Source organism: Exiguobacterium sp. SL-9, from assembly GCF_004336985.1.
Lineage (GTDB): Bacteria > Bacillota > Bacilli > Exiguobacteriales > Exiguobacteriaceae > Exiguobacterium.
Window position 1 is genome coordinate 142,700 of record NZ_SJUO01000002.1, and the last position, 25,209, is coordinate 167,908.

General features: G+C 54.2%; 26 protein-coding genes. 3 read left to right on the forward strand and 23 right to left on the reverse strand.

What is annotated here, in order from left to right; genetic code table 11:
* Window positions 1-10: 10 nt before the first annotated feature.
* The 7 genes from EVJ34_RS05235 to EVJ34_RS05265 all read right to left on the reverse strand — a co-directional run bounded on the left by EVJ34_RS05235 (window position 11) and on the right by EVJ34_RS05265 (window position 8,291).
* Window positions 11-988, reverse strand: a complete 978-nt coding sequence (locus EVJ34_RS05235) for an alpha-ketoacid dehydrogenase subunit beta (protein WP_131436574.1) — start codon at window positions 986-988, stop codon at window positions 11-13.
* A complete protein-coding gene (locus EVJ34_RS05240) occupies window positions 988-1,986 on the reverse strand; it encodes a thiamine pyrophosphate-dependent dehydrogenase E1 component subunit alpha (protein ID WP_029595280.1) in 999 nt (332 codons plus the stop codon). Before EVJ34_RS05240 ends, EVJ34_RS05235 begins: the two co-directional genes overlap by 1 nt.
* A 21-nt stretch (window positions 1,987-2,007) precedes the next feature.
* Window positions 2,008-3,417, reverse strand: coding sequence for a dihydrolipoyl dehydrogenase (gene lpdA, locus EVJ34_RS05245; RefSeq protein WP_131436576.1), 1,410 nt, complete (start codon window positions 3,415-3,417; stop codon window positions 2,008-2,010).
* Complete coding sequence (gene buk, locus EVJ34_RS05250) at window positions 3,401-4,492, reverse strand: butyrate kinase (protein WP_131484902.1); 1,092 nt, start codon at window positions 4,490-4,492, stop codon at window positions 3,401-3,403. Before buk ends, lpdA begins: the two co-directional genes overlap by 17 nt.
* A gap of 1 nt (window position 4,493) precedes the next feature.
* The gene (locus EVJ34_RS05255; protein ID WP_131484903.1) at window positions 4,494-5,615 is read right to left on the reverse strand and encodes a Glu/Leu/Phe/Val family dehydrogenase; all 1,122 of its coding nucleotides are present in this window, start codon (window positions 5,613-5,615) and stop codon (window positions 4,494-4,496) included.
* 19 nt (window positions 5,616-5,634) lie between these two features.
* Complete coding sequence (yqiS, locus tag EVJ34_RS05260; protein WP_131484904.1) at window positions 5,635-6,531, reverse strand: phosphate butyryltransferase; 897 nt, start codon at window positions 6,529-6,531, stop codon at window positions 5,635-5,637.
* Between the two features lie 122 nt (window positions 6,532-6,653).
* A complete protein-coding gene (locus EVJ34_RS05265) occupies window positions 6,654-8,291 on the reverse strand; it encodes a sigma 54-interacting transcriptional regulator (protein ID WP_131484905.1) in 1,638 nt (545 codons plus the stop codon).
* A 130-nt stretch (window positions 8,292-8,421) separates the two neighbouring features.
* On the opposite strand from EVJ34_RS05265, the gene EVJ34_RS05270 reads away from it, so the two are divergent.
* Window positions 8,422-8,670, forward strand: coding sequence for a DUF2627 family protein (locus EVJ34_RS05270; RefSeq protein ID WP_131436585.1), 249 nt, complete (start codon window positions 8,422-8,424; stop codon window positions 8,668-8,670).
* Window positions 8,671-9,283: 613 nt separating this feature from the next.
* On the opposite strand, the gene spo0A is transcribed toward EVJ34_RS05270, so the two are convergent.
* The 15 genes from spo0A to aroQ all read right to left on the reverse strand — a co-directional run bounded on the left by spo0A (window position 9,284) and on the right by aroQ (window position 23,010).
* Window positions 9,284-10,015, reverse strand: a complete 732-nt coding sequence (spo0A, locus tag EVJ34_RS05275) for a sporulation transcription factor Spo0A (RefSeq protein WP_131436587.1) — start codon at window positions 10,013-10,015, stop codon at window positions 9,284-9,286.
* On the reverse strand, window positions 10,016-11,713 hold the full coding sequence (gene recN / locus EVJ34_RS05280) for a DNA repair protein RecN (RefSeq protein ID WP_131436589.1): 1,698 nt from the start codon (window positions 11,711-11,713) through the stop codon (window positions 10,016-10,018). It lies immediately after the preceding gene.
* Between the two features lie 13 nt (window positions 11,714-11,726).
* Window positions 11,727-12,176, reverse strand: coding sequence for a transcriptional regulator AhrC/ArgR (gene ahrC / locus EVJ34_RS05285; RefSeq protein WP_131436591.1), 450 nt, complete (start codon window positions 12,174-12,176; stop codon window positions 11,727-11,729).
* Between the two features lie 141 nt (window positions 12,177-12,317).
* Window positions 12,318-13,139: a TlyA family RNA methyltransferase gene (locus EVJ34_RS05290; RefSeq protein ID WP_131484906.1), complete on the reverse strand. Its 822-nt coding sequence runs from the start codon at window positions 13,137-13,139 to the stop codon at window positions 12,318-12,320.
* A 6-nt stretch (window positions 13,140-13,145) separates the two neighbouring features.
* Window positions 13,146-15,038 (reverse strand): 1-deoxy-D-xylulose-5-phosphate synthase, encoded by a 1,893-nt coding sequence (gene dxs, locus EVJ34_RS05295; RefSeq protein ID WP_201739919.1) that lies wholly within the window; start codon window positions 15,036-15,038, stop codon window positions 13,146-13,148.
* 123 nt (window positions 15,039-15,161) lie between these two features.
* Window positions 15,162-16,040, reverse strand: a complete 879-nt coding sequence (locus EVJ34_RS05300; RefSeq protein ID WP_236634590.1) for a polyprenyl synthetase family protein — start codon at window positions 16,038-16,040, stop codon at window positions 15,162-15,164.
* Window positions 16,037-16,267, reverse strand: coding sequence for an exodeoxyribonuclease VII small subunit (gene xseB, locus EVJ34_RS05305; protein ID WP_131484908.1), 231 nt, complete (start codon window positions 16,265-16,267; stop codon window positions 16,037-16,039). The genes EVJ34_RS05300 and xseB overlap by 4 nt, the downstream gene beginning before the upstream one ends.
* Window positions 16,236-17,585 (reverse strand): exodeoxyribonuclease VII large subunit, encoded by a 1,350-nt coding sequence (gene xseA, locus EVJ34_RS05310; protein WP_131484909.1) that lies wholly within the window; start codon window positions 17,583-17,585, stop codon window positions 16,236-16,238. The genes xseB and xseA overlap by 32 nt, the downstream gene beginning before the upstream one ends.
* Window positions 17,578-18,414, reverse strand: coding sequence for a bifunctional methylenetetrahydrofolate dehydrogenase/methenyltetrahydrofolate cyclohydrolase FolD (folD, locus tag EVJ34_RS05315; protein ID WP_131484910.1), 837 nt, complete (start codon window positions 18,412-18,414; stop codon window positions 17,578-17,580). The genes xseA and folD overlap by 8 nt, the downstream gene beginning before the upstream one ends.
* A gap of 83 nt (window positions 18,415-18,497) precedes the next feature.
* Window positions 18,498-18,881, reverse strand: coding sequence for a transcription antitermination factor NusB (gene nusB, locus EVJ34_RS05320; protein ID WP_034777985.1), 384 nt, complete (start codon window positions 18,879-18,881; stop codon window positions 18,498-18,500).
* Between the two features lie 112 nt (window positions 18,882-18,993).
* A complete protein-coding gene (accC, locus tag EVJ34_RS05325; protein WP_483297321.1) occupies window positions 18,994-20,337 on the reverse strand; it encodes an acetyl-CoA carboxylase biotin carboxylase subunit in 1,344 nt (447 codons plus the stop codon).
* A 7-nt stretch (window positions 20,338-20,344) separates the two neighbouring features.
* Complete coding sequence (gene accB / locus EVJ34_RS05330) at window positions 20,345-20,800, reverse strand: acetyl-CoA carboxylase biotin carboxyl carrier protein (RefSeq protein WP_131484912.1); 456 nt, start codon at window positions 20,798-20,800, stop codon at window positions 20,345-20,347.
* A gap of 113 nt (window positions 20,801-20,913) precedes the next feature.
* A complete protein-coding gene (efp, locus tag EVJ34_RS05335; protein WP_131436607.1) occupies window positions 20,914-21,480 on the reverse strand; it encodes an elongation factor P in 567 nt (188 codons plus the stop codon).
* A 29-nt stretch (window positions 21,481-21,509) separates the two neighbouring features.
* Window positions 21,510-22,577: a M24 family metallopeptidase gene (locus EVJ34_RS05340; protein ID WP_131485288.1), complete on the reverse strand. Its 1,068-nt coding sequence runs from the start codon at window positions 22,575-22,577 to the stop codon at window positions 21,510-21,512.
* A complete protein-coding gene (aroQ, locus tag EVJ34_RS05345) occupies window positions 22,573-23,010 on the reverse strand; it encodes a type II 3-dehydroquinate dehydratase (RefSeq protein ID WP_131436609.1) in 438 nt (145 codons plus the stop codon). The genes EVJ34_RS05340 and aroQ overlap by 5 nt, the downstream gene beginning before the upstream one ends.
* A 142-nt stretch (window positions 23,011-23,152) precedes the next feature.
* Here aroQ and EVJ34_RS05350 point away from each other — a divergent pair, with 142 nt between their 5' ends.
* Window positions 23,153-24,097, forward strand: coding sequence for a DUF1385 domain-containing protein (locus EVJ34_RS05350; RefSeq protein ID WP_131484913.1), 945 nt, complete (start codon window positions 23,153-23,155; stop codon window positions 24,095-24,097).
* A gap of 16 nt (window positions 24,098-24,113) precedes the next feature.
* Window positions 24,114-24,527: an SA1362 family protein gene (locus EVJ34_RS05355; RefSeq protein WP_131436613.1), complete on the forward strand. Its 414-nt coding sequence runs from the start codon at window positions 24,114-24,116 to the stop codon at window positions 24,525-24,527.
* A 55-nt stretch (window positions 24,528-24,582) separates the two neighbouring features.
* Here the strand turns inward: EVJ34_RS05355 and hpt are convergent, their stop codons facing one another.
* The gene (hpt, locus tag EVJ34_RS05360; protein ID WP_131436702.1) at window positions 24,583-25,110 is read right to left on the reverse strand and encodes a hypoxanthine phosphoribosyltransferase; all 528 of its coding nucleotides are present in this window, start codon (window positions 25,108-25,110) and stop codon (window positions 24,583-24,585) included.
* Window positions 25,111-25,209 lie beyond the last annotated feature (99 nt).

Below are 25,209 nucleotides of genomic sequence, written 5' to 3' on the forward strand. Positions count from 1 at the left end.
TGACCCCTCCTTAAAAGGCGGCGAGCTGACGAGCCCGCTCCGCGATTTTTTCAGGGGATACGATGAAGAACTTTTCCATCGGTGGTGCATACGGCATCGACGGAACGTCAGGTCCCGCCAGACGCTCGATCGGCGCATCGAGTTCGAACAGCGCTTTCTCCGCGATGATGGCCGCAACTTCCCCGATGATGCTGCCTTCTTTATTGTCCTCGGTGACGAGGAGTACTTTCCCGGTCTTTTTGACGGCTTCGACAATCCCCTCTTGGTCGAGCGGATAGATCGTGCGCAAATCGAGGATGTGCGTGCTGATGCCTTCGGCTTCGAGCGTCTTCGCCGCTTCCTGGGCCATATGGACACACAGACCATACGTGATGATCGTGATGTCGTCACCTTCCCGCTTGACGGCGGCCTTGCCGATTTCGACCGTATAGTCGTCGGTCGGAAGGTCGGCTTTCAAGAGGCGGTACGCCCGTTTATGTTCGAAGAAGAGGACCGGGTCGTTCGAGCGGATGGCCGACTTGAGCAATCCTTTCGCATCGACCGGATCAGATGGGATGACGACTTTGAGTCCAGGCGTCGAGTTGAACATCGCCTCGACCGATTGGGAGTGATAGAGCGCGCCATGAATCCCGCCGCCGAACGGTGCTCGGATGACCATCGGGCACGTCCAATCGTTATTTGAACGGTAACGGATTTTTGCCGCTTCGGAGACGATTTGGTTGACCGCCGGCATGATGAAGTCGGCGAATTGCATTTCGGCGATCGGACGCATGCCATACATGGCCGCCCCGATTCCGACACCTGCGATCGCGCTCTCGGCGAGCGGCGCATCGATGACGCGGTCCTCGCCGTACTTCTCAATCAAGCCTTGCGTCGCGCGGAACACACCGCCTCGAACGCCGACATCTTCCCCGAGCACGAAGACGTTCTCATCGCGTTCCATCTCTTCGTGAATCGCTTCGTTGATCGCTTCAATAAACGTTTTCATCACATTTCCCCCTCGTACACATGGTCCATCGTCGATTCAGGAGACGCATATGGTGCCTTATCGGCGTATGCAGTCGCCTCATTGACTTCACGATCGACATTCGCCTCGATTTCTGCGAGTTCTTCCTCGGTCATGACGCCATCTTCAATCAAACGCTTCCGGAACAATTGATTCCCGTCGCGATTCTTAAGGTCAGCCAACTCTTCGACCGAGCGGTACGCTTTGTCATCGTCATCCGACGAGTGCGGTACGAGACGTTCGACTTCGGCTTCGATGAGCGTCGGGCCTTCGCCGCGAAGTGCGCGGGCGCGGGCTTCTTTCACGGCGACATAGACGGCGATCGGATCTGTCCCATCGACCGTGACGCCCGGCATCCCGTAACCTTTGGCGCGGTCAGATACGCGCTCGCAAGCGAGTTGCTTCGAGAGCGGTACCGAGATGGCGTATTTGTTGTTCTCACAGAACAAAATCACAGGCAACTTATGCACGCCCGCGAAGTTTGCACCTTCGTGGAAGTCACCTTGGTTCGATGAGCCTTCTCCGAACGAGACGAACGTGACGAGCTCTTCTTTTTTCAGTTTGGCGGCGAGCGCCACACCGACCGCATGCGGCACTTGTGTCGTCACTGGAGACGAGCCCGTCACGATGCGATGCTGTTTCGAACCGAAATGGCCCGGCATTTGACGGCCACCTGAGTTTGGGTCTTCCGCCTTGGCGAACGCCGACAACATCAAATCGCGAGCCGTCTGTCCAAAGTGGAGGACAACGGCGACATCACGGTAATACGGAAGAATATAGTCCGTCCCTTTTTCGAGCGCGAACGCCGCCCCGACTTGGGCCGCCTCTTGTCCTTGACACGAGACGACGAAAGGGATTTTTCCGGCACGGTTCAATTTCCACATGCGCTCATCGATTTTACGGGCACGGACCATTGTCTCGTACATCGCACCGAGGTCTTGTTTCGTCAATCCTAGTTCCTCATATGAATTCACAGTCATCTGTTCCATTCTGTTTCCTCCTTAGGCGTGAATCGGTAATCCGTCAACGGCCAGTGCCGCTTCTTGGAACGCTTCGCTCAGCGCCGGGTGAGGATGGACGAGTTGGCCCATTTCCCATGCCGTGGCGTTCAAGACGAGAGCGAGTCCGCCTTCTGTGATCAGTTCTGTCGCTTTTGGTCCGACGATATGCACACCGAGCAGGTCGTCCGTTGACTTGTCCGACACGAGTTTGACGAATCCGTCCGCCTGTCCTTCGATGCGGGCCTTGCCGAGGCCGTTGAAGCGATACGTGCCCGTCTTCACTTCATGCCCGGCTGCTTTGGCACCTTCTTCGGTCATGCCGACCGATGCGACTTCCGGCACCCCGTACACGCAACGTGGGATCAACGCATAATCGAGCGGAGTCGGCTCGTGACCGAGAATCGTCTCGACCGCCTTCACACCTTCTGCCGAGGCGACATGGGCGAGCTGGAGCTTGCCGATGCAGTCCCCGATGGCGAAGATGTGACGTTCTTTCGTCCGATACTGTTCATCAACTTGGATGACACCGTTCTCGACGACAATCGATGTGTTCTGTAACCCGAGATGTTCCGTATTGGCGACCCGTCCGACCGAGACGAGCACACACTCGACCGAGATCGTCTCTTCGCCGACCACGAGCGAGACAGCATCGGTTGCTACTTCTGTACGCTCCGGGTCGACGGTGACATTTTTCAACACACGGACGCCCCGTTTTTTCAGGAGTCGCTCGACTTCCCGTGACACCGCCTTGTCTTCGAGCGGCAACAGACGCTCCCCGACTTCAATCAGCGTGACCTCAACATCAAGGTCGATAAGCATCGAGGCCCATTCGACACCGATGACCCCACCGCCGACGATGGCGATGGATTCTGGCAACTGCTCAAACTGAAGCAGGTCGTCCGAGTTCAAGATGCGTGTATGGTCAAACGGCAGGCCTGGCAGTTCGCGCGGAATCGACCCTGTCGCGATGATGAGTTGGTTCGGCAAGATGAGTTCGGACTCCCCGGATTCGTCTTCGACCGCGACCGTTCCCGGCTGCGGCGAGAAGATACTAGGTCCCAAAATCGATGCCTTTCCGCGAAACACCTCGATTTTACCTTGCTTCATCAAGTGCTCAATACCTTTTTCTAGTCCCGCGACCAAGTCGCGTTTGAACGACTGTGCCCGCTCCATGTTGAACGTGACGGCCTCTGTCTCAACACCGTACGTGCTCCCGTGTTTTGCCGTCTGATAGACGTGGGCCGCTTTCAACAACGCTTTCGTCGGGATGCAGCCTTTATGTAGACATGTCCCGCCGAGTTTCTCGGCCTCAACGATTGCGACAGTTTTCCCGGCTTGGGCCGCCTTGATGGCTGCGACATATCCGCCAGGACCGCCGCCGATGACGACGATCTCAAATTCTCGTGCCATGTGTATCCCCCTCATATTCTCGAACTGCTTCTTCATGTCGAATGGCCCGGAGTGCGCCTTCGGCGAGTGCCTTCAGCTCATCTTCGCCCGGATAGATGTGGACCGGCGCCAAATAGCCGACGCGCGCACTGATTTGCTCGGTCAGCCAAGTCGAATAGGCGATGCCACCCGTCAACAGAATCGCGTCGACGTCGCCGCGTAACGTGGCGCCATGTTTGGCGATTTCCTGGGCGACGCGGTATGCCATTGTCTCGTAAAGAAGAGCGGCCTGTTCATCGCCATCTGCCATGCGCTGTTCGATCTCGATCGCGTCGAACGTTCCGAGGTGGGCAAACAGCCCTCCGCGTCCGACGATTTTCTGTTTCATTTCCGACTCTTTATACCTGGTACTATAACATAGTTCTACTACCTGTCCAACAGGAATCGAGCCGGCCCGTTCCGGTGCGAGCGGCCCGTCGCCGTCGAGTCCGTTGTTCACATCGATGACGGCCCCTTTGGCGTGGGCCCCGACTGTGATACCTCCTCCGAGATGGGCGATAATCAAGTTGAGCTGTTTGTAATCGCTTCCATTTTCGGCTGCGAAACGTTTCGCGACCGCCTTTTGATTCAAGGCGTGAAAGATGCTGCGACGATTGATCTCTGGTATTCCCGTCTCACGAGCAAGCGGGCCTAGCTCATCGACGACGACTGGATCGACGATGAAATTCGGTACCTGAAATAATTCACCGAGTTTATAAGCCAGTAATCCACCCAAGTTCGAGGCATGCATTCCGAAGCGACCGCTCGCCAAGTCTTCCCGCATGAGCGAGTTGACGGCGTACGTCCCCGATGTCATCGGGGCGAGCAAGCCGCCGCGACCGACGATCGCGGACAAATCTTCGCCCGCGATGCCCGTCTCAGCCAATAAGTTCCGCACTTCACGTTCACGATGCGGCAGTTGCTCCGGAAGTGACAATCCTGTGACGTCGGCTTCGTGACGGACGGTACGAGATAACATCTCGTCCGCTCCGTCAAACAAGCCGACCTTCGTCGACGTCGAACCCGGGTTGATGGCGAGAATGAGCTGTCGTGTCATCTCAGCGCCCACCGAGCAAACTCTTTTCGACTTTCAAGAACTGGCTGCGCGAGCGCGACATCATCTGAATCCGCTCCTCTGCCATCTTCTCGGCGGCGACATGCGTCGGTACCCCGTCGCGCTCAGCGATCTCGAAGACGCGCTGCATGTTGTCATAGATGAGTTCGACTTTCTTCATCGCCCGCTCACGGTTATAGCCTTCGAGCTCGTCGGCCACGTTGATGACACCGCCCGCGTTGATGACGAAGTCTGGCGCGTAAAGAATGCCGCGCTCCTCGAGCATGTCCCCGTGACGATCCTCGGCGAGTTGGTTGTTCGCAGCACCAGCCACGATTTGGGCTTTAAGCATCGGAATCGTCTTGTCATTGATGACAGCTCCGAGCGCACACGGGGCAAAGATGTCACAATCGACCGCATAAATTTCGTCCGGTTTGACGACCGTCGCTCCGAAGTCCGTCTCAGCACGTTTGAGCGCTTCTTCGTTAATGTCGGTGACGACCAAGTGTGCCCCTTCTTCATGCAGGTGACGGCACAAGTTGTAGGCGACGTTCCCGACCCCTTGGACGGCGACCGTCTTGCCGGCGAGCGAGTCCGAACCAAACTTCCATTTTGCCGCCGCCTTCATGCCACGATAGACACCGTACGCCGTCACTGGAGACGGGTTACCGCTCGAGCCGAACGCAGGGCTGACGCCGGTCACATAATCGGTCTCCATGTGGATGAAGTCCATATCGGCGACCGTCGTGTTGACGTCCTCTGCCGTGATATAACGGCCACTTAGTGATTGCACGTAACGACCGAACGCTCTGAACATCGCCTCTGACTTGTCCGTCTTCGCATTCCCGATAATGACGGCCTTGCCGCCCCCGAGATTGAGCCCAGCCGCCGCATTTTTATACGTCATGCCTTTGGCGAGACGGAGGACGTCCGTGAGCGCCTCTTCTTCCGAGGCATAGTTCCACATGCGCAGCCCCCCGAGTGCAGGTCCAAGCGTCGTGTCATGAATTGCGATAATCGCCTTCAATCCTGATGCCTGGTCTTGACAAAAGACGATTTGCTCATAGTCCTCCGCCTGTAAGACGTCGAAAATACGAAAACGTGGTTCCATGTTTGTTTCCATCATTAATGATTCCTCCATAAGTTTATTTTTTGGCATGTAAGAGCGCGAACGCGAGTGAGTAAAGCTTGGCCTCGGCCGTATCGGCCCGGCTTGTCAAAACGACCGGTGCGGCCGCACCGACGACGATGGCCGCCACGCTCGCTCCGGCAAAATACATCATCGACTTATAAAGGACGTTGCCGACCTCTATGTATGGGACGAGCAATAAATCGGCTTGTCCTGCGACCTCGCTAGCGATGCCTTTTTGTTGGGCCGCGACCATATCGACGGCATTGTCGAGCGCGAGCGGCCCGTCGACGACACAGCCTTTGATCTGGCCGCGCCGGTTCATCTGACTGAGCAGTGCAGCGTCGAGTGTCGCTGTCATCTGCGGGTTAACGACCTCGACCGCCCCAATCGCAGCCACTTTAGGCGACACGTAACCAATGTCATGCATCGCCGCAACAGCGTTGTGAATGATCTCGACTTTTTCATCGAGTGTCGGGGCGATGTGGATCGCGGCATCGGTCACGCCGATCAGCCGTTCTCGATTCGGGATTTGGAACAGAGCGATATGACTGAGTGTTCGGTTCGTCCTCAGTCCCGCCTCGCGGCTGAGCACAGCTTTCATAAACGTCGATGTCGCGACCATTCCTTTCATGAGCACATCGGCTTCCCCTGTCTTGACGGCGAGCGTCGCCCGTTTGGCAATCTCTCTGTCGCCCTTGACGTGGATGATGTCGACTGCATCCTCGTCGATGCCCTGTTCGTCACATAACCGTTTGATTTCTCGGGCATCCCCGATTAGTTTAAATCGAGATAATCCGTGATCGGTCGCGAGCTTGACAGCGCGGATGACTTCTAAGTCGGCCGCCCCAGCAATCGAGACGGTTCGCCCGTGCAGCTGTTTCGCTTGTTCGAGCATCCGTTCAAAATTCATGTATGTCCCCCCTTGCCTGTCTTCTCTTATTACCATGCAAGTTTGATGCCAACTTTGAAAGCGCTTTAATTAGTGGACTACCATGCATTTATTTGCTTAGTATGAAAACATGTGCAGGCAATTTATTGCATACGGTCAAGTTTATTATACAGCGTTCGGATTGAAATGTGTAAGCGACGTGCCGCTTCCGACTTATTTCCGTCGGCCTCTTCGATTGCCCGTTCAATCAAATCCCGTTCATAACGAGCGACGGCGTCGTTAAGAGACAGGGCGTCCACCGGCCGCGTCGAAGTGACACGGGTCGAGAGTTGGAGATGGTGCGGGGTGATCCACTGATCCGCACTCGCCATATAAATCATCGCCCGACCAAGCACGTTCTCGAGTTCACGGACGTTGCCTTTCCAGTGTTGACTCTTCAACAGCTCGGTCGCCTCTAGGTTCACACCGCGCACGCTGCGGCCGTACTCTTGATTCAACTTGCGGACGATACGCTCACAGAGCGGTTCGATTTCCTCGAGCCGGTCCCGGAGCGGCGGGATATGAATCGGCATCCGGTTAATCCGGTAGTATAAATCCTCGCGAAACGTTCCATCGGCCACTTTCAGTTCGAGATCGGCGTTCGTCGCCGCGATGATTCGCACGTCGACCGGGATCGCACTCGTGCCTCCGACTCGGACGATTTCATGCTCCTGTAAGACACGTAGCAATTTGACCTGGACATCGACCGGCAACTCACCAATCTCATCAAGGAAAAGTGATCCACCATCAGCCTCTTCGAAATACCCGACCTTACCGCCTCGTTTCGCCCCGCTAAATGCTCCATCCTCATAACCGAACAATTCGCTCTCGAGGAGCGTCGGCGAGATGGCAGCGCAGTTGACACGGACGAACTTTTTATATTTGCGGGGAGACTCGCCATGGATGGCATGGGCGAACAACTCCTTACCTGTTCCCGACTCACCTCGGATGAGCACGGTGACAGGGGTGACGGCGGCGAGCCTAGCCTGTTCGATGACAAATCGCATCTTCTCGCTCGTCGCGATGATATCGGCGAACTGATATTTCGCCTCAAGGTTTCGGATCCGTGTCTTTGCTTCCTGCAACTCGTTCCGGAGCGCCCGGATTTGGGACACGTCCCGGATGACGCCGACCGAACCGCGCAGTTTTCCTTCGACGATAATCGGTTCGGCATTGACGAGAATATCTCGGCGTGTCGCACCGATTTGCATCCGGATGTCACGGACGCCTTGCCCCGTCGAGAGGACTTTTAAATGGACGCTCTCCTGCATGCCAATGTCCGCTGTCGCCGGCTTGTCGACGACGTCTTCTTTTTTAAATCCCGTCAGCCGTGTATAGGACGGATTGATCAAGATCGTGTTCCCGTTATGGTCGGCGACCGAGATCGCCTCGCTCGTACAGTCGATAATCGCCTCAAGCATCTGTTGGTTCTGCTTCAAGCGTTCGACGACGATCCGAATAAATTCCCCAGGCAAGACGACCGCGTCCACGAAATGTTCTTTCAACTCATCAAACGTCTCAGTGCGGCCCGTCGTCTCAATGACGAAATCGAGGCGCTTATCGGCACACACCCGCCAATCTCCAGCCGTTTTGATGCCGTGGTTACGCGCGAGTTGCACACCTTCGGCCGTTGCTTCCGGGTCGATGACGGCGACGACCGTAACGAGCGGTGAGTCGAGCAACATCTTTAGCACCTCGGTCCCGCCTTTCCCCGCACCGACAATCATCAATCGTTTATTCATTCTCACATCCCCCATCTTACCTTTCTTCATTCATGCTACTGAACCTAAACTGATTTCGCAACCTCCTAAAAAAGGCCGTGTCGACGTATGTATTTTCTGTTAAAATAATGAGTGTTAAGGAGGAGATCCTATGCGCATGATCGCACTGCTGATCTTGATCATCCCTGGCCTGCTCGGTGTCTATGGCATCAAGTTACTTCGCGACAGCTTCTTCCTCAAAACGAGCGTCCCATTCTCTTGGATCGAGTCGGTGGCAGCCGCCTCAATGCTCCAAGGTACGTTCGGGCTGTTAATCGCGATGGGCGGGATTGGTTTTGTCGCAGGTTATATCTTCAATCGTGACAAGAAAACAGGCAAAGTACCGCGAATAGATTCTTGAACACAAAAAAAGGTTCCCAAACTTGACTTCATTTCAAGTGCGGAACCTTTTTATTCATATTGAATTGTGATCACTACGGATGATCTCCTCTCCTACTTGCTACAATCTTGTGACATGAGGTCCAATGGTCTTCTTAATGAAGAAGTTTGAAAGAAATTAGTAACTGCCGTCTTGCGTGAACGGAAATGTACCCATTCTAGTTACTAACGAATATTCATCGGGTCATGTCGAACCATCCATCGTGAAGTCGAACGCTTGCCATAAACTGTTCAACGGTTGACAACACTCCTTTTGGTCAACTGAACGATTCGTTTTCCCCGGACATAGTCCCTAGCTTCGAACTGATGCCGGAATCGCCTCGCAAATGAGCGTGCGTCGCGACCTCTCGTCGGGACGATGACGATTTGAGATGTCGTTCACACCTCTGAGCTATTGACGGATAGCGGTCCGAGATGATTTCTTGCTCTAACCTGTTCCGGAACATGTTAGAAAGCGTTCATCTGACGCTCGTCCAAGTAACTTGGTACACCTTTATTATAACAAGTTCCTCTCGATTTGCAAGCGCTTTCTTTAACAAAGTAAAAGAAAATCAGGAGGAGACCTCCTGATCATTTCATTGCTGTTTAAATGATTGATACGTAACAAAATAAGAAATAAACTCGGAATTTTTCGGACTACGCTCGCGCTCCGGCCGCCCATCGAACATTTCGTGGTCGCGCATCCCGTTCTCCCACGCCGTTTTGATGGCATGGCGCATCGCTCGTTCCACACGGGAAGATGTCGTCTCATGTTCTTTCGCAATCATCGGATACAGTTCCTTCGTAATCAATCCGAGCAGTTCTTGACGCTCCCGGACATAGACGACAGCTTGACGAATGTATTTGAATCCTTTGATACGCGGTGAAATCCCAAGTTGTTGCAACAACAGTGAAATGTCGAGTTCTTCTGGCGACATCGCCTCGAACTCTCGACTCGAACCGGCAGCGAGTTCACGAATTTTCGTGATCAATTGTTGAATGTTGAACGGCTTGACCAAAAAGTAAGATGCGCCGAGTTGAACGGCCTGCTTCGTCACTTCATCTTTGCCGAACGCACTGAGCATGATCACTTCCGGTTTGGCGTTCGCCAATTCCGTCTGTAACCGTTCGAGGACGCCGATGCCGTCCAGATGCGGCATGATGATGTCGAGCAGGAGTACATCCGGTTGGTGTGTCTTGACGACGTCTAAGCATGCCTCGCCGTCGTAGGCGGTCCCGACGACTGTTAAGTCGTCTTCGGACTCGAGTTGGCGGGTCAACAAATCGACGATTTCTCGATTGTCATCCGCGATGCATAATGTGATCAATTAAGACACCCCTTCGATAAACTTCCGTTTTAATTGGAGAGACATAGTGAGTAGCTCCTCCACATGTCGTTTCGTCAAATCCGTCATCTGTGCCCCGGCAATCATCCGTCCGAGCTCATCGACCCGTTCAGCATGCCCGAGCGTCGAGACGTTCGTCTTCGTGCGCTCATCTGTTTCCATTTTCGTGATATACAAATGTTGATCCGCCATAGCGGCCACTTGGGCCAAGTGGGTGATGCAGAGCACTTGTGATCCGACCGATAGACGGAAAATCTTCTCGCCCATCGCTTGCGCGACCCGCCCCGACACGCCTGTATCTACTTCGTCGAAGATGATGGACGCGACACCGACCGTTCGAGAGAAGATTGACTTCAAAGCGAGCATGACCCGGGACAATTCACCGCCCGAGGCAACTTTCGCGAGCGGCTTGAACGGTTCGCCAACGTTCGTCATCATATAAAACTCGACTTGATCGAGTCCGTCCGCTTTGAACGGCCCTTCTTTGAACCGGACTTCGAACTGGGTCTTCTCCATGTACAATTCCTTCAGTTCACGCTGAATCGCTTTCTCGAGCTCGGTCGCTGCTTGTTTGCGGGCCGCCGATAACGCCATTCCTGTCATACGGACCTTCTCTTCGAGACGGGCAAGACGATCTGATAGTTCTTGCAGATGTTCTTCCCGATTCGTCATCGATTTTAACTCGTTAGCGATTTTTTCCCCATACGTGATGACCTCGTCGATTGTGGCCCCGTATTTTCGTTTCAATTGTTGGAACAAGGCGAGCCTCGTCTCAATCTCATCGAGCCGAATCGGGTCGAATTCGAGCGAATCGAGCTGATCTCGCAATTGGAACTTTGCGTCTTCGAGCAAAAAATAGGCGTTTGAGATTGTCTCCGCCATCGGCGCGAGCGATGTCGACAGCGCGGAGGCTTCCTCCATCTCACGCATGGCGATGCCGATTTGGTCGAGTCCTTTCGCCTCATCCGCGACCGCCTCATACGACAAGCGGACGTGTTGATGAATCCGTTCGAAATTGGCGAGCTCGTTCCGTTCCTCGGTGAGCGCTTGCTCTTCACCGACCTTCAGCTCGGCCGCCTCGATCTCATTCGTCTGGAAAGCGAGCAGGTCCATGCGTTGGGCCAACTCTTGCTCGCTTTGACTCAATCGTTTCAACTCATCGGCGACGTTCTTCCAGTCGACGTAAGCGGCGCGATAATGCTCGAGAAGCGGAGCGAGTTCGGTTTCAGCGAAGCTATCCAAAATGCCGAGATGGTATTCGGCATCCATCAAATGTTGGTGCTCATGCTGGCCGTGAATATCGACAAGTAGCCGTCCAAGTTCGCGAAGTGTCGACAACGGCATCATCTTGCCGTTGACACGACAGACGCTTTTCCCGCTGCTATGTAAATCGCGGCGCAAAATGACGGTCCCTTCTTCGATTTCGATGCCGTATTGGGTCGCCGCATCGATGATCGGATGGTCCGGTTCGACGTTGAACAGCCCTTCGATCTCCGCCTTGTCTTGTCCATAGCGGACGAATTCGCTCGAACCACGGCCCCCGACAAGCAAACCGATGGCATCGAGTAAAATTGATTTCCCGGCCCCAGTCTCCCCTGTCAATACGGTCATCCCACGGTTGAACGTGATATTCAGTTCATCGATGATCGCAAATTGTTTGATCGATAGTTCTGCTAACATACGATAATTCACCTCATAACATTCCGAGTAGTCGTTCGATGATTCGTTTCGCCTGGTCTTCGTCACGAGCGATCATCAAGATCGTGTCGTCCCCGCACACCGTTCCGATCAATTCATCCCATGACAAATGGTCGATCAAGACACCGATCGCATCCGCATTACCCGGCAACACTTTCATGACGACCAAGTTTTGAGCCGAGTCGATCGAGACGAAACTGTCCCCGAGGATCCGCTTCATCTTGCCGAACGGGTTGAAGCGCTGATCGGCAGGAAGACTGTACTTATAGCGCCCGTCGTTGAGCGGCACTTTCACGAGATGAAGCTCTTTGATGTCTCGTGACACGGTCGCTTGTGTCACCGGATATCCGGAGCGATGGAGCTCGTCGACGAGCTCATCTTGTGTTTCGATTTCACGATTGGTCACGATTTCTCGAATCTTAATCAAGCGCTGTCCTTTATTCATACTCGCTGACACCTCATTTGTTGTTTCACATACTCAGTATCATTCTAAAGTATTGTCGAAAAAAGGTCTAGCATTCGCAGGATGATTTCCCGAGTCGGTCGCATCCGCGCATAAAAAAGCTACAGACGAAACGTCTGCAGCTCAAGCGTTCTTTTTCAATTGCGCGTGGGCGGCATCGATGACCGCACTCACGTCGAGTCCGGGATCAATTCCGCCGACGCCGGTAAAACGGGCGAACAATAAGAACTCGATGTTCCCGTCCCCACCTGTGATCGGCGAAAAGTCAAGACCTGCCACATGAAACCCTTCCGATGCGAAATGGCGGACCATATCGTCGACGACACGTTCATGGATGGCTCGGTCCCGGACAATGCCTTTTTTACCGACATCGACCTTCCCAGCCTCAAATTGTGGCTTGACGAGCGCCATGACGATCCCGTCCGGCTTCAAAATCGTCTTCAACGGCGGGATCATGAGCCGAAGTGAGATAAACGACACGTCAATCGTCGCAAAGTCTGGCGCTAGCGGGAACTGTTCCGCAGTGGCGTGGCGGAAGTTCATCCGCTCCATGACGATGACGCGGTCGTCGCTCCGTAGCTTCCATGCCAATTGGTTATAGCCGACATCGACGGCGTACATTTGCGTCGCCCCGTTTTGGAGCGCACAATCCGTAAATCCGCCTGTCGATGAGCCGATATCGATGCCGATTTTGCCACCCACGTCGAACGGGAAGACTTGGAGCGCTTTTTCAAGCTTCAGTCCGCCCCGTCCGACATATGGCAACACTTGACCTTTCACTTCGAGCGGGATGTCGTCGAACACCTTGTCCCCCGCCTTATCAAGCCGCTCGGTCCCACTATAAACGAGACCGGCCATGACGGCCCGTTTCGCTTTCTCTCTCGTCTCCGCTAAGCCGCGGTCGACGATGAGCACATCTAGTCTAGTTTTCTTTCGTTTTTCCATAGTTCCTCACACATTCTGTCGATTTGTCACTTGAACGAACTGCTGAACCGAGTCAGCGATTTGCGTCGGACGGAGCCCAATTTCTTCGAGCAACTGATTGACGCCGCCGTGTTCGATATAGCGGTCCGGAATACCAAGTCGGAGCACACGCGGGAACTGTCCGGCATCGCTCGCATGTTCGAGCACACTGCTACCGAATCCACCGGCGAGCGCTGCTTCCTCTAACGTGACGAGCGGGATGCCTTCCGCATATAAAGCGGAGAGCATGGCGTCGTCGAGCGGTTTAATCGTTCGAGCGTTGATGACACGGACACTCACATGCCCTTCGAGGAGAGCACGGACTTCGAGTGCGTCCTGCACTTGTGGGCCGAATGTCAAGATGGCGACATCCGTCCCCTCCGCGACCGTCTCCCAGACGTCGAGCGGCAATTCGCGGAGCGTCTCGCTCATCGGCGTGCCGATCCCTTCGCCACGCGGGAACCGAACGGCAATCGGACCATCATCATATTTCAGCGCTGAATAGACGAGATGCTGCAATTCTTCCTCGTCTTTCGCCATCAAGATGCGAATGTTCGGGACGTGACGCATAAAGGCGATATCGAACACGCCTTGGTGCGTTTCCCCGTCCGCTCCGACGAGACCAGAACGGTCGATCGTGAAGACGACGTTCAAGTTTTGACGGCAAATGTCGTGCACGAGCTGATCATAGGCGCGTTGGAAAAACGTCGAATAAATCGAGACGACTGGTTTCAGCCCTTGTGTCGCTTGTCCGCCGGCCAATGTGACCGCATGCTGTTCGGCGATGCCGACGTCAAACATGCGCTCTGGGAATTGTTTGTTAAAACAATCGAGTTTCGAACCGACGCTCATCGCTGGCGTGATGAGTGTCACCCGCTCGTCCGTCTCAGCGACTTTTGTGATCGTCTCAGCAACGACCTTCGAATAGCTCGGTCCTTTGACTTTCCCTTTGATGACTTCACCCGATTCGATTTTGTATGGCCCGAGGCCGTGCCACGTACCGACACCGTCGAGTTCGGCCGGGCGGTAACCCTTGCCTTTTTTTGTGATGACGTGGACGATGACCGGCCCATCAATTTTCTTGGCATACTCGAGCGTCTCAAGCAGATCGCGTAAATCATGACCGTCCGTCGGCCCGAAGTACGTGAAACCGAGCTCTTCGAAGAACGTCCCTGGGATGAGCGCTGATTTCAGCATATCCTTCACACGTTCTCCGCTCCGTTCGAGCGAATTGCCGACAATCGGGATATGTTTGATGAGCGCCTCGACTTCCTCGCGAGCGTGCTTCAATTTACGTGACGACCGCATCCGGCCGAGCATGTTGTGCATCGCACCTACGTTCGGAGCGATGGACATCTCGTTGTCGTTCAAGATGACCATCACATTTTGTTTCTCGGCGCCGATATGATTGAGCGCTTCGAGCGCCATCCCGCCTGTGAGTGCTCCATCCCCGATGATGGCGATCGCCCGGTCGTTCGAGCGTCCCTTCAATTCGTTCGCGATGGCGATTCCCATCGCGGCCGATAAGGAGGTCGAGCTATGTCCCGTCTCCCAGACGTCGTGATCACTCTCACAACGTTTCGGGAAGCCGCATAGCCCGTTATATTGACGGAGCGTGTCGAACTGACTCGTCCGTCCTGTCAAGATTTTGTGGACGTATGCTTGATGCCCCACGTCCCATACGAGTTGGTCTTTCGGACTGTCAAATACACGGTGCAAGGCGAGCGTCAATTCGACAACCCCTAGGTTTGGCCCCAAATGCCCTCCCGTTTCAGCCAATTTTTCAATCAAAAACCGTCTGATGTCTGCGCCGAGTGCTTCTAACTCGGGTACCGACATCCTTTTTAAAAATGACGGGTCTTGAATGGATGTCAAGTCCATGATGACCATCCTTTCTCCTGTCTTATTACTGATTCGTACCTTATATTTTACAAGAATGTGTCCATAGATGCTATACATTCACAAAAACAAAGGTGACACGATGTGCTCATCGTGTCACCGAGATTAATGATTGCGTCGTACGACGAAGTCGAGGAGCTCCCGTAAACGCGGGGCATCGACCGACAATGCGGCCAAGGCGGCCTCACTTTCCATGACTTCCTGTTCGAGCGCTTTTTTCGCTCCGTCGAGACCGAGCAACTTTGGATACGTCGCTTTGTCGTTGCCTTCGTCCGAGCCGACTCGTTTCCCGATCAGCGCCTCATCCCCTTCGACATCTAAAATATCGTCTTGGATTTGGAAGGCGATCCCGAGATGTTTTCCGAACCGTCCGAGTGCCAGGCGGTCCGTCTCCGAGGCATCCGAAAGAATCGCCCCTGCTTCAAGGGCGTACACGAGAAGCGCCCCGGTCTTTCGTTCATGAATCGATTGAAGGGTCGACAACGTCACGCCAGTACGTTTTTCAGCAAGCATGTCATCCAGCTGACCACCGACCATGCCGGCACTGCCTGCCGCCTCACTGAACCGTTTAACGAGGGCAACGATTTTCGTCGCTTCCAAATCGGCCCGCGCCAAAAGATGAAACGCGTCCGTGAGCAAGGCGTCCCCTGCGAGAATCGCCGTCGCCTCGTCAAATTGACGATGGTTCGTCGGACGGCCTCGGCGGACGTCATCATCATCCATCGCCGGAAGGTCATCATGGATGAGCGAGTACGTGTGAACCATCTCGAGGGCGACAGCCGCTTCATGGCCGAGCGCCCGTGGACGGCCGTATGTATCGAGGACGGCGTAAAGAAGAGCCGGACGAATCCGTTTCCCACCCGCGTCGAGAGAATAGGTCATCGATTGAAATAAACGCTCCGGCATGAAAGACGGGTCGAGCAAACGACGTGTCGCCTGTTCGACCTCTTCTTTCCATGCCTGTAGATGCACTTGCATGCTCATACTGCGCCTCCTTTTTCACGGAGCGTGCCGTCGAGTTCAAGGATTTCGTCCATTTTTTGTTCCGCCGCCGTCAATTTAGTTTGACAGAGGGCCGACAATCGGACACCTTCCTCATACAGCGTCATCGCTTCTTCAAGGGCGACTTCTCCCGTCTCGAGTTGCGTCACGATTTCCTCGAGCCGGGCGAGTGCCGCTTCAAACGTCAGTTCTTCTTGTTTCTTCGTCATCGTGTCTCTCCTTCACTTCCGCGACGGCATGGCCATCCCGAAATCGGATCGTCACCACACCGTCATGTAGTTGTTTGACATCTTTCACGTACGTCCCGTCCTGTTCGACGAACGTATAGCCTCTCGCGAGAACGGCGAGCGGGCTGACAGATTCCAATCGACCTGCCAACCGCGCGAATTGATCCGTCGGTCTCTCGAGCGGTCGAATGCGTTCCAACCGTCCTTCGTATTGACGGAAGCGGTCGTCTTGCGCTCGGAACACTTGCATCAGATTGCGGACATCGAGACGTTGCGCCGATGCTGCGAAACGGTGCCGCGCGTGCGTCACTTGTTTCGTGGCACTTTGTTCGAGTCGAATCTCGGCTTGGGCGAACCGTTCACGTTTTTGCATGATCGTATAACGAGGTGATTTTAAGCCGTAACTGTTTTTCATGCGCTCGACTCGTTCGCGAAGCGAGGCCATTTGAGTCGTCACGACCCGCGTGAGTGCGCGGCTTAATCGTTCCACGTCTTTCCGTTGCGCTTCGATAGTGGCCGTCGCGAGCTCCGCCGCCGCTGTCGGCGTGGCCGCTCGTACGTCGGCGACAAAATCAGCCAGCGTGAAATCAGTCTCATGGCCGACGGCCGAGATGACAGGGATCTCGGAGTGGTAAATCGCCTCGACGACGACGTCCTCGTTGAACGCCCATAACTCCTCGATCGACCCGCCGCCGCGTCCGACGATCAACACGTCGCAGTCGGTACGTTCGTTCATCCAGCGAATCGCACTCGCCACTTGCGGAGCGGATTGATCCCCTTGCACAGCGACGGGCGCGAACGTAATCGCCACGTGCGGTGCCCTCCGTCTAAGCGTCGTGGCGATATCGTGGAGAGCCGCGCCTTTCGGCGAGGTGATGATGCCGATGCGCTCTGGGAAGGCCGGCAGCGGACGTTTCCGTTCCGCTGCGAACCAGCCCTTCGCCTCGAGCTCACGCTTTCTCGCCTCATACCGCTCGAACAACATACCGATGCCGTCTTGCCGCATGAGTTCGACGTACAATTGAACATCACCCGTCGACTCATACATCGTCACCCGGGCGACGACGACCACGTTCATCCCGTCCGTCGGCTCAAAATTGAGCGTTCGGGCGTCACGTGAGAACATGACCGCCTTCATCCGGGACGTTTCGTCTTTGAGGGTGAAGTAGCAGTGCCCCGATGCGTAACGTTTGAAGTTCGAGATCTCGCCGATGACGGCGATTTGTTGCAACACCGGGTCACCGTCGAGTTGACGTTTCACATAACGGACGACTTCGGAGACTTGAATCGGATTAGCCACGTGAGGCGACCTCGACCGTGTTGTGCATGAGCATCGTGATCGTCATCGGACCGACTCCACCCGGAACTGGAGTGATGGCGCTCGCCACGTCACGGACGCCTTCAAAGTCGACATCCCCGACGAGACGGCCGTCGACGCGGTTGACACCGACGTCAATGACGATTGCTCCCGGTTTGACCATATCGGCTGTGACAAGACCGGCCCGACCGACAGCGACAATCAAAATGTCAGCTTGGCGCGTCATCGACCCGAGATCATTCGTCTTCGAATGGCAGTATGTCACGGTGGCCGATTCGTTCAAGAACAACATCCCGACCGGTTTCCCGACGATTTGGCTGCGACCGACGACGACGACGTGTTTGCCGACCAAGTCGGTCTGCGTCTTGACGAGGTGCAGAATCCCGTGAGGTGTACATGGCAATAGCGTCTCGAGACCGAGCATCATCTTCCCGACGTTCGTCGGGTGGAATCCATCCACGTCTTTGTCCGGTGAGATGCGCATGATGACGCGATTCTCATCGATATGCTTCGGCAACGGCAACTGCACGAGAATCCCGTGCAATGCGTCGTCCGCATTCATCGAATCAATGAGTTCGAGCACTTCACGTTCTGAAATCGTGTCATCGAAGCGAATCACTTGTGAATCGATGCCGATGTCAGCCGCCGCCCGTTCTTTCCCCCGGACGTAGCTGTGGCTCGCCGGATCATCCCCGATTAAAATGACTTTCAGTTTTGGCACGATGCCGCGCGCGCGCAGCGCGCTGACTCGTTCCTTTAACGTCTCCCGATATGATACTGCGATTTGTTTCCCGTCGATCACTACTGCCATCTCTCTCATCCCCCGTTGTCTTAGGTTTCTCTGTAGTTGGTGTGGTGTCTTCTCTGTTTGCCTGACGCGTTTTTCTCTTTATTTTACGCTTTGATGATGTTTCCGAGCACGCCGTTGACGAGCTTGGCCGCTTCTTCATCGGCGAACGATTTAGCGAGTTCGACCGCCTCGTTGATCGTCACTTTGTCCGGAATCGTCTCGACGTAGAGCAACTCGTACGTCGCCATGCGGAGAATCGTCCGCTCGACATTTCCGAGACGATCGAGTCTCCAGTTTTTCAAGTTTTCGACGAGCAATTCGTCAATCTCGTCTTTCTTTTCTAACGTCTCCACGACGAGTTGTTCGTAAAATGGATCGGAGTCCATGCCATCGAGGGCAAATTCGATGGCCTCGTCTACCTCAAGTTTTGATACTTCGATTTGAAAAAGCGTTTGAATCGCTTTTTCCCGTGCTTCATGACGTTTCATTCAGATACTCTCCTTTTGCATGCTTTCATTTTGATAGTTTAGCATAACGCCTCCATAAATTCAGTACAAAAAACCAGGAAGCCCAAATAATGTTCGGGCTTCCTGGTCAGGATCATTTCGTGAGCGTCATTTCTTTTTCGACAAATTTCGTGTCGAACGCACCCGCCCGGAAACGTTCGTGGGCCATGACTTGTTGATGGAACGGGATCGTCGTATGGATGCCCGATACCGTGAACTCATCGAGCGCGCGAAGCATCTTCGCGATCGCCTCTTCCCGTGTCGGTGCGTGAACAATCAGTTTCGCGACCATTGAATCATAAAACGGTGGAATGACGGCACCGGCATAGAGACCACTGTCGACCCGGACGCCCATGCCGCCAGGAACGATATACTGATCGATTTTACCAGCCATAGGACGGAAGTCCGCAAACGGGTCTTCTGCGTTGATCCGGCACTCGATCGAGTGCCCGCTGAACGTGATGTCCGACTGGCTGATGGCGAGTGGATGACCGAGCGCGACTTCGAGTTGCGCTTGGACGAGGTCGAAGCCGGTAATCATTTCGGTGACCGGGTGTTCGACTTGAATCCGCGTGTTCATCTCCATGAAATAAAACTCGTTCACTTCCGGGACGTAGATAAACTCGATTGTGCCCGCACCCGAATACTGAATCGCTTTGGCCGCTTTCACGGCCGCGTCGCCCATCGCTTGACGAGTCGTCTCATCAATCGCCGGAGACGGTGCTTCCTCGACCAACTTTTGCATCCGACGCTGAATCGTACAGTCCCGCTCCCCGAGGTGGATGACGTTGCCGTATTGATCCGCAAGCACTTGCACCTCGACATGGCGGAACGACTCGATATATTTCTCCAAATAGACGTCGCCGTTACCGAACGCCTGCTTCGCTTCTTTACGCGTGTCGGCGAGCCCTTTGACGAGCTCTGTCTCGTCATAGGCGACACGGATTCCGCGCCCGCCACCACCGGCCGTTGCTTTGATGATGACCGGATACCCGATTTCACGGGCGAGCTCGACCGCTTCCTCGTCAGTGACGACACCGCTCGATCCCGGGACGACCGGTACGCCCGACTCGATCATCGTCCGCTTCGCTTCGTCTTTTATGCCCATCTTCCGAATCGCATAACTGCTCGGTCCGACAAATTGGATGCCGCACGCCTCGCTCATCTCGGCGAATTCGGCGTTCTCGGCCAAGAAGCCATAACCCGGATGAATCATCGTCGCATCGACCGCGCACGCGACCGACAGGATGTTCGGGATATTCAAATACGAGTCTTTCGACGGGTTCGGTCCGATGCAATACGCCTCGTCAGCCAGACGGACGTGCAACGCCTCGCGGTCTGCTTCCGAGAAGACGGCGACCGTCGGAACATTCAACTCTTTCGCGGCGCGGATGATCCGGACCGCGATTTCTCCACGGTTGGCAATGAGTAGTTTCATAGACACCTCACTTCACGCTGAAGAGCGCTTGACCGTATTCGACTAAATCGCCGTCAGCGACGAGGATCTCGACGATCTCCCCGCTGATTTCCGCTTCGACGTCATTGAACAGTTTCATCGCTTCCAAAATACAGACGATTTGTCCAGCTTCGACGCGATCGCCGACTTGCACATATGCGTCTTTGTCTGGTGCCGGACGCGAATAGAACGTCCCGACCATCGGTGATGTGATTGTGCGCAAGTTGCTCGGCGCAGGTGTTGGGGCCGCTTCTGGTTCGGTCTCAACGCCCGGCGCAGGTGCTGCGACCGGGGCCGCGTGCACGATTGGTGTATGAGTAGCGGCGAATTGTAGGGCCGCTTCTTTTTTCAATGAAAGTTTAAACTCCGACGTCTCGAGTTCCAGCTCGTGGACGGACGTCTGATCGAGCAATGTTATCAGCTCTTTAATCTGTTCGATTTGCATGAAATAACCCCCTATTTATACCTGGTACTAATCTCTACTCTACTATAACTGGTCAGACCAGTGAATGCAACGACAAAAAAAGGGCCCATTCCGAAGAATGGATACCCTTTGTTTTACCCGTTATAGCGCCCTGTGAAATCGCCTGTGCGCGTGTCGACTGTTACTTTTTCGCCTGGCTCAATGAAGAGCGGCACTTGGATGATGTGGCCCGTCTCGACTGTCGCGTTTTTCTTCACGTTCGATGCCGTGTCGCCTTTGACGCCTGGATCGGCTTCGACAATCGTCAAGACGACCGTCGTCGGGAGCTCGATGCCGAGAATTTCGCCATCGTAATCTGCGATGCTCACTTCCATGTTTTCAAGCATGTATGGAAGCGCCGCTTTTACTTGCTCGCCCGTGAGTTCGAGTTGCTCATACGACTCTGTGTCCATGAATACGTATGTGTCGCCCATCGGATAAAGGTATTGCATACGCTTACGCTCGATGTGCGCACGTTCGATGCGTTCGCCACCACGGAACGTCGTCTCTTGAATCGCGCCCGTGCGCAAGTTACGCATCTTCGTACGGACGAAGGCTGCGCCTTTACCTGGTTTGACGTGTTGGAACTCGATGACTTGCCAAATCGAACCGTCCGATGTTTTGACCGTTAATCCTGTTTTTAAATCGTTAACTGATACCATGTTGATTTCCTCCTAAGATGAGCTGAGACTCAAGCCTCAATCGTAATTAACTCTTTCGGCGACTGCGTGAGACGGAAGTTTCCAGTCTCGGTGATGACGATATCGTCCTCGATGCGACATCCGCCGATTCCGGCGATATAAATGCCCGGTTCGACCGTCACGACCATACCCGGCTCGAGCACCGTCTCTGAACGGAACGATAGTCCTGGCGCCTCGTGGACTTCCATCCCGAGGCCGTGTCCTGTTGAATGTCCGAAGTATTCACCGTAGCCGGCTTCTTTAATCACGTCACGCGTCAACGCGTCCGCCTCGATTCCCGTCATGCCGGCTTTTGTTCCCTCGACGCCTGCGAGTTGCGCGCGAAGCACCGTATCATAAATGTTGCGCAACTCGTCGGAGATTTCGCCGACAGCGAGCGTACGTGTAATGTCCGAGCAGTAACCTTGATAGTAAGCCCCAAAATCAAGCGTCACGAGCTCGCCTGCTTCGATGACCTTGTCACTGGCCACACCGTGCGGCAATGCCGAACGATGGCCCGAAGCAACGATCATATCAAATGATGACGAGTCGGCACCTTTTGCCCGCATGAACATCTCGAGTTCATTCGCGACTTCTTTTTCAGTCCGGCCCGGGCGGATGAACGACTGGATATGCGTAAACGCCGCATCCGCAATCGCCGCAGCTTCCTTCATTATCTTAATCTCTGACTCATCCTTAATCAAGCGTAGCTTTTCGACGATGCCTGACGTCTCGACGAGCTCGGCATTGACGTCTTTTTCATACGTCCGGAATTGACCGACCGTCATGTCATCTTGCTCGATACCGAGGCGCACGACCGCTTCCTGATCGACGACATCTGCGACTGACTTGATGAGCGACGTCTTATGCTCGATGATGTCGAATCCTTTCACTTGGCTCGCGGCCTGTTCTGTATACCGGAAGTCGGTGATGAAGCTCGCCGTCTTCGCTGTGATCACGAGGACGCCACTCGACCCGGTGAAACCCGACAAATAGCGAATATTCTCCCGTTTCGTCACGAGTAATCCGTCAATTCCGTTCGCTTCTAGCTGAGCTTGCAGTTTGCTGACCCGTTCAATCATGTCGATTCCTCCAATGTTCGATCAATGCCTGCAACGCGAGCGTGTAACTCGTCAACCCAAAGCCGCTGATGACACCGAAACAGACAGCGGCGAGCTTGGATTCATGACGAAACGACTCTCGTGCATGCACGTTCGAGATATGTACTTCGACGACCGGGGCCTTGATGGCGGCGATGGCATCTCGGAGCGCGATCGACGTATGCGTATACGCCCCGGCGTTGAAGATAACCCCTGCATAATCATACGCTTCGTGCAGGGCATCAATCAGTTCGCCTTCATGGTTGGATTGGACGAAAGTCAACTGGACGTCATCTGGCGCGGCGAGTAACAGCTCCGCCGTCAGCCCCTTCAATGAAACGTCACCATATACGTCCGGTTCGCGTCTTCCGAGTAGATTCAAATTCGGCCCATTCAAGACAAGTATATGCACAAGTCTCCCCCCCTGTTCGTCAAGTCGCCTCTATTGTAACAAATTTAACGGTTGTAGCGACAATTGACGTTCATCTGGTTTCGTTTTTCGGACGAATCACGGTATAATTCAACTATATAACTGTAGGAATCGAGGAAATGCCATGAAAACTAAACCACTGATCCCTGTTGGAGGCCAAGCACTTGTGGAAGGCGTCATGTTTCAAGGACGCGCCGAGAGTGCCTCGGCCATCCGCCGGAAGGACGGGTCCGTCGAAACGTTCCAGCAACCCCGCATCCTCGTCCCTTGGGTCCAATCTTTAAAGAAGGTCCCGTTCCTGCGCGGTGTGGTCGCCTTATACGAATCGCTCAAAAACGGTTCCGCCCACATGAATTTCGCCAGTGACCGTTATGATGTCGACCCGAGCGAGGACGAGGCGACGAAGCCGGATGAAAAGAAACAGAATATTTTGATGGTCGTCATGATCGCGATCGTCGGGATTATCTCGTACGTGTTTGGCAAGCTCATTTTCAACGTCACGCCGGCACTCCTCGCCGCCATGTTCCAAAGCGTGCCCGCCTTGTCCGGTCACGTGATTCAAAACCTCCTCGAAGGGGGAATAAAATTAGTATTGCTACTCAGTTACCTCTATTTGATTTCTTTGACGCCACTCATTCGCCGCGTGTTTCAATATCACGGTGCTGAGCACAAAGTTATTAACTGTTATGAGTCCGGACGACCGATCACTGTGGAGAACGTCCGTTCGAGCTCACGTCTCCACTATCGTTGTGGGTCAAGCTTCATTCTATTCACTGTTTTCGTCGGCATCGGTGTCTATATGGTCGTCCCAATCGATCCGCTTTGGGTTCGACTCGTCAGCCGCATCGCCTTGTTACCGGTAGTCATCGGCATCTCGTTTGAGGTGCTTCAATTCACAAACCGTTTTCGTGAACATCGCTTCCTGTCCGTCCTCGGCAAGCCGGGACTATCGTTACAGCTGTTGACGACACGCGAACCGAACGACGATCAAATCCGCGTCGCCATCGAGGCTTTCGAAACATGGGAACGTTCAGAACTTGGTCAACCGGCCGTGCAAAGAGAGGGATAAAGAGGAGGAAAGCACCATGATCAGACAAAGAATCGGAACGACCGCTGCCACGATCGTGTTCATCTTAGGATTCATCGGAGTCGGACATATGCTCGCGACCGACCCCGGTCGATTGTTCAGACAGTTGCTCTTCATCGGTATTTTCGGGTTAATCTTCTACGTGATTTACCGTGTGTTCATGGCGCCTAAAATCTCAGCCGAGGATGTACGGTACCGGAAGACAGCCCAGGCTTCAAAAAAACGGATGCAACGGCCCGGTGCGAACCCTAAAGTGAAGCCATCCGCTACGACGAAAAAGAAAGTAAAACCCGGTTCGAACGTGACGAAGCTCTCGAAGCGCCCTACCCGTTCGACGCATCGCAGTGACGCCCCTCACCTTACCGTCATCGAGGGAAAAAAAGGCAAGAAGAAAAAGAAAGCGAATATGTAAAAACGAACCAGGTCGCCACGGGCGAACTGGTTCGTTTTTTGTCGTGATTCGAAAATCAATCCGTTTCGACGAAGCCGATATACGGAAGGTTACGATATTGTTCGGCATAATCGATCCCGTAACCGATGACGAACTCATCCGGGATCTCGAAACCGACGTAATCAGCGTCGAGCGTGACGAGTCGGCGAGCCGGCTTGTCGAGAAGTGTACAAATCTTCAATTGTCCGGGTTGATGCAACGTCATATGCTGACACAAGAATTTGAGCGTCTGCCCTGTATCGATAATGTCTTCAATGATGACGACGTACTTCCCTTCGACATCGAGATCTAAATCTTTACGGAGTTGGACGTTCCCACTTGAAACCGATTTCTTCCCATAAGAAGACGTCGCGACCGTATCTAATTGGACACTGCCCGTCATCTGCCGCATCAAATCAGCTGCGAAGACGAGCGACCCTTTCAATACCGCCACGAGGACGATCGGTGTCCCGGCCGCATCCCGTTCGATTTGTTCGGCGAGTTCCGCCACGCGTTGTTTGATCTGTGCCTCGTCAAACAGTTTCCCTTTGATTTGAATATCCATCATGTCGGCGATTGTTCGCCGTCACCCCCTTATCAGTCTTAACAGCACCCATTCTATCATAAAACGAGCTAAAAAATAGACTTCACTTCATAATTTAAA